Genomic DNA, 9,219 nt, shown 5'->3' on the forward strand with positions numbered 1-9,219 from the left:
CTCCAGCGGACCCCGTCGCCAGCCGCCATTTCGCCGACCACAAACCCGTTTGCGGCGGCGTACTCCAAGGCCTCGGCGGGCAACTGGGAAGCCGTGCTGAGCGCGATCACCGCCGGACCAGCGCCGGATAGCACAGCTGCCACCCTGTAACGACGCAATAGTCGAAGGTATTCCGCCGAAGCGGGCATCGTGGGCGCACGCTGCGGCTGATGAAGCACGTCCTCGGTGGCGGCGATCAGCAGGTCGGGTCGTTCGGTCAGCGCCACCACGAGCAGCGCTGTGCGGCTGAGATTGAACCGGGCATCGTCGTGGCTGACCTGCGCAGGCAGCAGCACCCGCGCCTCCGCGGTCGAGGAGCGTTGCTCGGGAATGGCGGGGAACAGGTGAATGTCGGGATGTAACCGCAGCGGCACCGCCGAGAAGCTGGGCTGGTCGCTGCTGCGGTCGGTCCACGACACGACGGCGCCGCCGAGCACCGAAGCCGAGGCGTTGTCGGGGTGCCCTTCGAATTCCGACGCCAACTGGATTAATTGGTCCTGACTCAGAAGAGTCGAACCCGCTTGTCCAACAAGCCCATTGACTGCGGCGAGGCCGCCCACCACCGCTGCGGCCGACGAGCCGAGGCCGCGCGAGTGCGGAATGGTGTTTCGACACCGCACTTTCAGGCCGGGCGCACTGACGCCTGCCGCCCGCAGTCCAGATTCGACCGCGCGAACCACCAAATGGCCTGAGCCGAGCGCCAATTCCCCGGCACCCTCACCATCAACTTCGACGATCAGGCCGGAATCGGTTGTCTCGACGATAATTTCGTCGTAAACATTCAGCGCCAATCCGATGCTGTCGAAGCCCGGGCCAAGGTTGGCGCTGGACGCCGCGACGACCGAAGTGGCCAGCAGGCCGGCCGGCAGCATCTGACCCACTAGACGAGCCCCAGTTTCGCGACAACGGCGACCGGGTCGACGGGCAAGGGCGACACGGTCGGCATGTCCCGCAGCGCCGTGTCCGGATCCTTGAGGCCGTTTCCGGTCACGGTGCAGACCACGGTCGATCCCGGCGCCACCCAGCCGTCCTCGACGGCCTTCAGAAGACCGGCGATGCTCGCCGCCGACGCTGGTTCTACGAAGACGCCTTCGGTGGCGGCCACCAGGTGATATGCGGCCAGGATCTCATCGTCGGTGGCGGCCAGGAACCGCCCCTTGGACTGCTGTTGGGCCTCGACAGCCGATGCCCATGACGCTGGTGAGCCGATGCGGATCGCGGTGGCAATGGTCTCGGGGTGACGCACCGGTTCGCCGAACACCAACGGCGCTGCGCCGGCCGCCTGGGTGCCCAGCATCCGCGGCAGCTTGTCGATTACTCCGTCGGCGTGATACTCGGTGTAGCCCTTCCAATACGCGGTGATGTTGCCTGCGTTGCCGACCGGTAGCGCGTGCACGTCCGGCGCGACGCCCAGGACGTCGACGATCTCGAACGCCGCCGTCTTCTGGCCCTCGATGCGCACCGGGTTGACCGAATTGACCAACGAGATCGTCGGGAAGTCGGCGACGATCTTGCGGGCGAGTTCCAGACAGTCGTCGAAGTTGCCGTCGATCTGGATGATCTTGGCGCCGTGCATCACGGCCTGTGCCAGCTTGCCCATCGCAATCTTGCCCTGCGGGATCAGCACCGCGCAGGTGATGCCGGCGCGGGACGCGTAGGCCGCCGCCGACGCCGAGGTGTTGCCCGTCGACGCGCACAGCACCGCTTGCTGACCGCGGGCCACGGCGTCAGTGACGGCCATCGTCATGCCACGGTCCTTGAACGAGCCGGTGGGATTGAGGCCCTCGACCTTGAGATGAACCGTGCACCCCGTCTTCGCAGAAAGCCTGGCTGCCGGTATCAGCGGGGTGCCACCCTCGAGCAGGGTGACCGGAGCCCAGTCGTCGCCGACCGGCAACCGATCCCGGTAGGCCGCGATCACCCCCGGCCACCGCTGATGGGTGCTGGTCTTGGCGGTGCTCGCCGAACTCATTCGCTGGTTCCTTCCAGCCGCAGGACGCTGGTCACATCCTGTACCACGTCGAGGTCGGCCAGCGCGTCGACGGTTTCGGACAGTGCGGCATCGGTGGCGCTGTGGGTGACTACCACGATGCGGGCGCCCACCCGTTGTCCACCCTCCCCTACCACGCCTTCCTGGCGAACTTCGGCGATGCTGACTTCCCTCTTGGCGAATTCCGCCGCGACTGAAGACAATACGCCCGGTTTGTCCGCGACGTTCATGCTCACGTAATAGCGAGTAGGAATGAAACCCATTGGCGCGACGGCGAGTTGGGCGTACTTAGATTCCTTGGGCCCACGGCTGCCCAGCACCCGGTTGCGGGCCGCCATCACCAGATCCCCGGTCACCGCTGAGGCGGTCGGCGCTCCGCCGGCGCCCTGGCCGTAGAACATCAGCCGGCCCGCGGCTTCGGCCTCGACGACCACGGCATTGAAAGCGCCGTTGACCGCGGCCAGCGGATGCGATAACGGCACCAGCGCTGGGTAGACCCGAGCCGAAACCCGCTGCTGTCCTTCTTCGGTTCTGATTCGCTCACAGATCGACAGCAGTTTGATCGTGCAGCCTAGGGCCCGCGCGGACACGAAGTCGTCCGGGCTGATCTTCGTGATGCCCTCGCGGTAGACGTCGTCGGCGGTCACCCGGGTGTGAAATGCGATAGACGCCAGGATCGCGGCTTTGGCCGCGGCGTCATAGCCTTCCACGTCCGCGGTGGGATCGGCCTCGGCGTAGCCGAGCGCGCTGGCGTCGGCCAGCGCGGCCTCGTAGTCGGCGCCGGTGCTGTCCATCTCGGAGAGGATGTAGTTGGTGGTGCCGTTGACGATCCCGGCCACCCGCTGCACGGTGTCGCCGGCCAGCGATTGGGTCAGCGGCCGGATCACCGGGATGGCACCGGCCACGGCAGCCTCGAAATACAGGTCGACATTGGCGCTTTCGGCTGCTTGCGCGAGCTCTCCGGTGGCGACTGACAGCAGGGCCTTGTTCGCCGTGACGACGGACTTGCCATGCTCTAGCGCCGACAGGATCGCCTTGCGCGACGGCTCGACCGGTCCCATCACTTCGACGACGACGTCAACGTCATCGCGGGAGACAAGTTCTTCGATGTTGTCGGTGAGAAGATCGATCGGCACACCACGGTCAGCGGCGACCCGCCGCACGCCGATGCCGCGCAGCGCCAGCGGTGCGCCGATTCGGGCGGCGAGATCGTCAGCGCTGTCCTCGATGATGCGAACAACTTCACTACCCACGTTGCCCAGTCCCAATACCGCTACACCGACTGGCTTTTCATCACCGTTCATGTGCGCCACTCCTCACCTCACCTCCAGGCTCAAAAGATCGTCGACGGTCTCTCTGCGCAAGATCAGACGAGCCTGCCCGTCGCGCACCGCCACCACGGCCGGTCGGCCAATCAGGTTGTACCGGCTCGACAGCGAGTAGCAGTAGGCGCCGGTGGCGGCCACCGCAATCAGGTCACCCGGGGCTACATCGTCGGGTACCCAGGTATCCCGAACGACGATATCGCCGCTTTCACAGTGCTTTCCAACGACACGGGCCAGTGTCGGAGCCGCGTCGGTAGCCCTGGAGACCAGTCGAACGTCGTATTCGGCACCGTAAAGCGATGTGCGAATGTTGTCACTCATTCCGCCGTCCACACTCACGTAACGGCGACTCGCCGAGGCGCTCACCCCCACATCTTTGACGGTGCCGACCTCATACAGCGTGATCGTGCCCGGCCCGGCGATGGCGCGACCGGGTTCAACGACTAGCCGGGGAACCGGCAGGCCCACGGCCGCGGATTCGTTGCGCACGATGGATCCAAGCTTGTCGGCGAGTTCGCCCACCGGCGGCGGATCGTCGTTCGCTAGATACGAGATGCCCAGGCCGCCACCGAGATCGATGGTGGAGATCTGCGCCGTCTTGTCGACCCCGAACGCGGCGACGATATCGCGCAGCAGCCCGATCACCCGGTGCGCAGCCAGTTCGAAACCGTCCACGTCGAAGATCTGCGACCCAATGTGACTGTGCAGGCCCACCAGCCGGAGGTGGTCGGTGTCGAACACCCGTCGCACCGCGGCCATCGCCGCGCCATTGGCCAGCGAGAGCCCGAACTTTTGGTCTTCGTGGGCGGTGGAGATGAACTCGTGGGTGTGGGCTTCGACGCCGACCGTGACGCGGATCAGCACATCCTGGACGACGCCGGCCTCACCGGCGACCGCATCGAGGCGCTCGATCTCGGTCATCGAATCCACCACGACGTGACCGATGCCGGCCTTGACCGCGGCGGTCAGCTCGGCGACCGATTTGTTGTTGCCGTGCAGCGCAATCCGCTCGGGCGGGAAGTTCGCATGCAGTGCGACCGCCAGCTCACCGCCTGTGCAGACGTCAAGCGAGAGGCCTTCCTCGTCGATCCACCGCGCAATTTCGCTGCACAGGAAGGCCTTGGCGGCGTAGTGCACGTTGGTGTCGCCGCCGAATGCGGCGGCGATCTCGCGACACCGCGATCGAAAGTCGTCTTCGTCGACGACGAAAAGCGGCGTGCCGTACTCGTGCGCCAGCCGGTTCAGCGCGACACCGGCAATGCTGACGATCCCATCGTCGCCGCGAAGCACGTTGCGCGGCCAGACATTCGGTGCCAGCTCCAAGAGTTCTTGCGTCGTCTGCGGGCACGGTGGAACGCCGCCGTGATGGAACTCCTCGGCGTGGCGTGGTCCGGCTGGATGCGCGTTCACATTCGCTCCGGAGCGCGGACACCCAGGATGGCTAATCCGTTGGCGATCACCTGGCGGGTCGCCTGGCACAGCGCCAGACGCGCGGTGTGCAGTTCGTTGGGCTCTTCGTCGCCCTGCGGCAATACCCGGCATGAGTCGTAGAACCGGTGATAGTCGCCGGCGAGGTCTTCCAGGTAGCGGCATACTCGATGCGGTTCGCGTAGTGCCGCTGCGGTTTTCAAAACGCGCGGGAACTCTCCGAGATTACGGACGAGCGTGCCTTCCTTGTCGTGGGTGAGCAGCTCGAGGTGGCCGGTGTCGGGTATCAGACCCAGTTCGGCTGCGTTGCGGGCCAGCGCGGAGAGCCGGGCATGCGCGTATTGCACGTAGTAGACCGGATTTTCGTTGGACGCCGACGACCACAGCGACAGGTCGATGTCGATCGGGGTGTCCACCGAGGAGCGGATCAGGCTGTAACGAGCGGCGTCGACGCCGATCGCCTCGACCAGGTCGTCAAGCGTGATCACGGTGCCGGCCCGCTTGCTCATCTTCACCGGCAGGCCGTCGCGGACCAGGTTGACCATCTGCCCGATCAGCACCTCGACTCCTGCCGGGTCGTCGCCGAAGGCGGCCGCGGCGGCCTTCAGCCGGGAGATGTAGCCGTGGTGGTCGGCGCCGAGCATGTAGATGCATAGGTCGAAGCCGCGTTGCCGCTTGTCGAGGTAATAGGCGAGATCGCCGGCGATGTAGGCCGGTTTGCCGTCGCTCTTGATCACGACGCGGTCCTTGTCGTCACCAAAAGCGCTGGTGCGCAACCAGGTTGCGCCGTCCTTCTCGTAGACGTTGCCGTTCTCGCGAAGCTGGGCGATCGCCTGCTCGACCCGGCCGCTGCTGTGCATCGACTCTTCGTGCGTGTAGACGTCGAAGTCGGTGCCGAAGTCGTGCAGCGACGACTTGATGTGCGCGAACATCAAGTCGACACCGATCTTCCGGAACGTCTCGTGCTGCTGGGCCTCGGGTTGGCTCAGCGCCTCGGGTGCCTGCTGCAAAATTTGCGCGGCAATGTCTGCGATGTAGCTGCCCGCATACCCGTCTTCCGGCGTTGTTTCGCCTTTGGCCGCGGCGATCAGCGAGTTGGTGAACCGGTCGATTTGGGAGCCGTGGTCATTGAAGTAGTACTCGCGTACCACCTGGGCGCCCTGCGTCGACAGCAACCGGCCGAGTGCGTCGCCGACAGCGGCCCAGCGGGTACCGCCGATGTGGATCGGCCCGGTCGGGTTGGCCGAGACAAACTCCAGGTTGATGTTGTGTCCGGCCTGGGCATCGGAGTTGCCGTAGCTGTCGCCGGCGTCGATGACGTTGTTGATGATGACGCCCTGCGCCGACGCGTCCAGGCGCAGGTTGATAAAGCCAGGCCCGGCCACCTCCGCCGAGGCGATGCCATCGGCCTGGGTCAGCGCCTCGGCCAGCCATCCGGCCAGCTCGCGGGGATTGATGCCGACCTTCTTCCCGAGCTGCATTGCCAGGTTGCTGGCGTAGTCGCCGTGCTCGGGATTGCGCGGCCGCTCGACGGTGACCGACGGCGGCAGCGCGTCGGTGTCGAGCGCATGCTCAGTCAGCACCGCGGTCGCGGTGGCCTTGAGCAACTCGGCCAGGTCGGCGGGGTTCACGCAGGCCATCCTATTGGCTGAGGTCCCCCGGCCTCGAATCGATTCCGATGCTCGGCCGGCGGCCGTCATGCGTTAGTCTGTCGTGGCCCGTTGGCGCAGCACTTCTCGCGTGCGCCCCCGTAGCTCAGGGGATAGAGCGTCTGCCTCCGGAGCAGAAGGCCGCAGGTTCGAATCCTGCCGGGGGCACCATCTGACCAGCGCCAATGTAGTCCGCGCAATATTCGCACCACTGCGGAACCACGGCCAGGCTCCGAAGACATGGACCATGCCGACACGGAAAGGTCTTCGATCGGCGGTCGGCGTCTTGCGCCTAGATCGAAACCCCGAATGGCCAGGTCGAGGATCCGCGGCTGGATAGGCGGCGCCGACGGATCGGCAGTCCGTCGCTCTTAGCGTTGGAATGGCGTGATGACTGCGCGATAAAGCTAATAGTCAGAAGCTTGGTTGTGTTGGCTAACGAAAGCGCCGCAAGTTCTACTGCGGACTGGCTGCGGACTGAAGTAGCTCTGTCCGTAAAAGGATGTAGCGACTCGAGTAGTCGCGCCCAGCTTTCCCATGAGGACCGATGCTCACGCTCTCACAGCATTGTGCCTCGGTTGTCGGTGCGACCGGCTTGTCCCCTAGTCTGATTCGCCGGAGCCGAACCTGCGGCGAAGCGCTTCCCCGTTTGGCGTTCCGCCCAGAGCGTAAGAGATCTGATCCCAGGACCAATCCGCCGAGCGGGCCTCCCGCACCGCGACCTCGATGGCCTTCTGCGCGGCACGGCGGGCGTCAATGGCGGTCTCGACTAACGCTTCAACACTTGTCGTTATGCCACATATAGCGACACGCTTTAAGGCATGTGTTGGGCGCCTGGCGGGGGCGCTATCGCGCGGTGCGTGCCCGCTACGTTTGGCGATAAGGCGGTTGGGGAAATGATGAAGTTCGCCTTCGCGTCGTTGGCTCGTTTCCTTGTTTGCGACTGACACCCCGATCTGGTCGTAGATGCGTCGAAGGATCGGTTCGCTGTCACTTCCTGCGTAACCTTGAATCCAAGCCCGTATCGGCACTGCCAACTCGCACGGCAGGTCGGCGTTGGAATTTGCGTAGAAGGTAAGCAGGTCCATGATCGCGCCATCCTGTTCTCCGGCACCAATTTTCGTGCACAACCATGCGCGAACGCGTGGATTCAGGAACGCGGTTGCCGAGTCGGTCAATGCCCATGCGAGTGCTCCTTCATCGGCTCTGTTCATCGGCCAACCTCCTTTTCAATATTGTTTGTCGCTACGGTGTTGGCGGGCCACATTGGCGGATGGGCGGGCGGCGCATCTGTGCCGAGGAATCCGGGCAACCAATTGCTTCCCTAGCGGCCGATGCAGATCACTGTGCAACTCGGTGCCTCCGAGGCGGGCGGTTGTGACGGCGAAATGGGTTGTTGCGGGGACATTTCGGGTGGGCCGAAGTCGATGAGCGGCATCTGTGCCAGCGGGTCGGTGGGCGGCAGACCGTGGATGTTTAGGGGCAGCCCCGGCCCGAGTCCCCTTGGATTTTCGAGATGACTGTCGCCGAGCGGCGGTGCCGGCCCTGTTACCGATGGCAGGTCGACCGGAACCACGCCGGTGGCGTATGCCGCGGCCCAGCCCAGCACATTTCGGGCGTAGGGGATCGAGTTGTTGTAGCGCAAGATCGCAGCCATCACCTGGGACTGGTCTCGCAAGTTCAGCCGGCCGCTGCAGAGATACTGCGCCGCGGCCAGTGCGGAGTCGTAGAGATTTTGTGGATCGGCCACGCCGTCGCCGTCGCCGTCGGAGGCATACCGTGCCCAGGTCCCGGGCAGGAACTGCATTGGGCCCATGGCCCGTGCGTAACTGACTTCACCGCCGGCACTGCTTTGGACGACGACCTCGTTGCCGGGCAGCGTGCCATCCAGCGCGGGTCCATAGATCGGCTGGACCGCGGTACCGCGGGCATCGGTCGCACCGCCATTGGCGTGACGCGATTCGATGCGTCCGATCCCTGCTAACAGATTCCAGCTGATCCCGCAGTCGGGGTTGGAGATGGCCATCTTTTGCTCGGCATTGCGGTAAGCGGCCAGGGCCATCGACGGAATACCCAGTGCGCTAGTCGAATTCACCATAGTGGTCGGTGGCGGAGCCGACTTGGTGGCCACCGCGATATGTAGGCTGACGGGCCGCCGCGCCACGGCGACCACGGCCGGCTCGGCCAACTCACTTCCGGCGGGTGCGACAACCGCTACTGGTGTAATGGCATCACGGGGCAAAGCTCTTGTGGGCGAGGGCATCTGGTGCGCGGCGCCGCTGACACCACACACAAGTATCAAGGGAGTTATCGCAGCGATGCTCCACGCTGGGTTCCGCGCCATCGCGGTTACCTGCTGGCGCAGCGTCACACGGTGTGGCTGACTGAACCCCCAAACCGCCAGGGTCGTAAGCGATCTACACGCCAAAGCGGGATTGTTGGTATGTGGCCTTAGCCGATGGCGCGCCATTTTGTCTCACTAGCCGCCGTGCGTGGGGATGGAAGCGGTGTCGGCTTCGTCGCCGCGGTGGCGGGCGGTGGCGGCGTCGTAATCCTGGGCGGGTTTGTTGCCGTTGCCCTCCAACGACTCGAGGATGGCTTCTTGCGCGTTCTTCGGCAGCAGGTGCAGGTTGTCTCGGACCCGGGCCTGTCGACGGCCTGCCGCCTTGCGCTCCGGCATACCGGGCGTGGCGAGGATCTGCGGCGGCACACCCTCGATCTCCTCGACACCGCCGTCGTGATGGCCGGCCTCCAGGTGGGCCTGCTCCTCGGCCATGGTGGCCTCGTC

Annotated in this window: 6 protein-coding genes, 1 tRNA gene and 2 pseudogenes; 1 reads left to right on the forward strand and 8 read right to left on the reverse strand. The window is 65.1% G+C overall.

Going from position 1 to position 9,219, the window contains the following annotated elements; all coding sequences use genetic code 11:
* From thrB to argS, 5 genes are all read right to left on the reverse strand, one after another.
* Window positions 1–911: homoserine kinase (gene thrB, locus WB785_RS24695; RefSeq protein WP_424082728.1), on the reverse strand; the 911-nt coding region annotated here is incomplete at its 3' end.
* A gap of 8 nt (window positions 912–919) precedes the next feature.
* Window positions 920–2,011, reverse strand: coding sequence for a threonine synthase (gene thrC, locus WB785_RS24700; RefSeq protein WP_424082730.1), 1,092 nt, complete (start codon window positions 2,009–2,011; stop codon window positions 920–922).
* Complete coding sequence (locus WB785_RS24705; RefSeq protein ID WP_424082732.1) at window positions 2,008–3,333, reverse strand: homoserine dehydrogenase; 1,326 nt, start codon at window positions 3,331–3,333, stop codon at window positions 2,008–2,010. The genes thrC and WB785_RS24705 overlap by 4 nt, the downstream gene beginning before the upstream one ends.
* 12 nt (window positions 3,334–3,345) lie before the next feature.
* Window positions 3,346–4,764, reverse strand: coding sequence for a diaminopimelate decarboxylase (gene lysA, locus WB785_RS24710; RefSeq protein ID WP_424082733.1), 1,419 nt, complete (start codon window positions 4,762–4,764; stop codon window positions 3,346–3,348).
* Window positions 4,761–6,413, reverse strand: a complete 1,653-nt coding sequence (gene argS, locus WB785_RS24715) for an arginine--tRNA ligase (protein WP_424082735.1) — start codon at window positions 6,411–6,413, stop codon at window positions 4,761–4,763. The genes lysA and argS overlap by 4 nt, the downstream gene beginning before the upstream one ends.
* Window positions 6,414–6,526: 113 nt before the next feature.
* On the opposite strand from argS, the gene WB785_RS24720 reads away from it, so the two are divergent.
* Window positions 6,527–6,602: transfer RNA gene (locus WB785_RS24720), tRNA-Arg, on the forward strand.
* A gap of 431 nt (window positions 6,603–7,033) precedes the next feature.
* Here WB785_RS24720 and WB785_RS24725 read toward each other — a convergent pair.
* From WB785_RS24725 to WB785_RS24735, 3 genes and pseudogenes are all read right to left on the reverse strand, one after another.
* The gene (locus WB785_RS24725; protein ID WP_424082737.1) at window positions 7,034–7,645 is read right to left on the reverse strand and encodes a hypothetical protein; all 612 of its coding nucleotides are present in this window, start codon (window positions 7,643–7,645) and stop codon (window positions 7,034–7,036) included.
* Between the two features lie 31 nt (window positions 7,646–7,676).
* Window positions 7,677–8,775 (reverse strand): annotated as a pseudogene (locus tag WB785_RS24730) (lytic transglycosylase domain-containing protein).
* Window positions 8,776–8,910: 135 nt separating this feature from the next.
* A pseudogene (locus tag WB785_RS24735) lies at window positions 8,911–9,219 on the reverse strand (ABC transporter ATP-binding protein); the annotation flags it as partial.

Source organism: Mycobacterium sp. (assembly GCF_049585075.1).
GTDB lineage: Bacteria > Actinomycetota > Actinomycetes > Mycobacteriales > Mycobacteriaceae > Mycobacterium.

Bases quoted from the DNA above. Each gene is read 5' to 3' on its own strand.
- thrC (WP_424082730.1), bottom strand. From the start codon at position 2,011: ATGAGTTCGGCGAGCACCGCCAAGACCAGCACCCATCAGCGGTGGCCG.
- WB785_RS24705 (WP_424082732.1), bottom strand. From the start codon at position 3,333: ATGAACGGTGATGAAAAGCCAGTCGGTGTAGCGGTATTGGGACTGGGC.
- WB785_RS24725 (WP_424082737.1), bottom strand. From the start codon at position 7,645: ATGAACAGAGCCGATGAAGGAGCACTCGCATGGGCATTGACCGACTCG.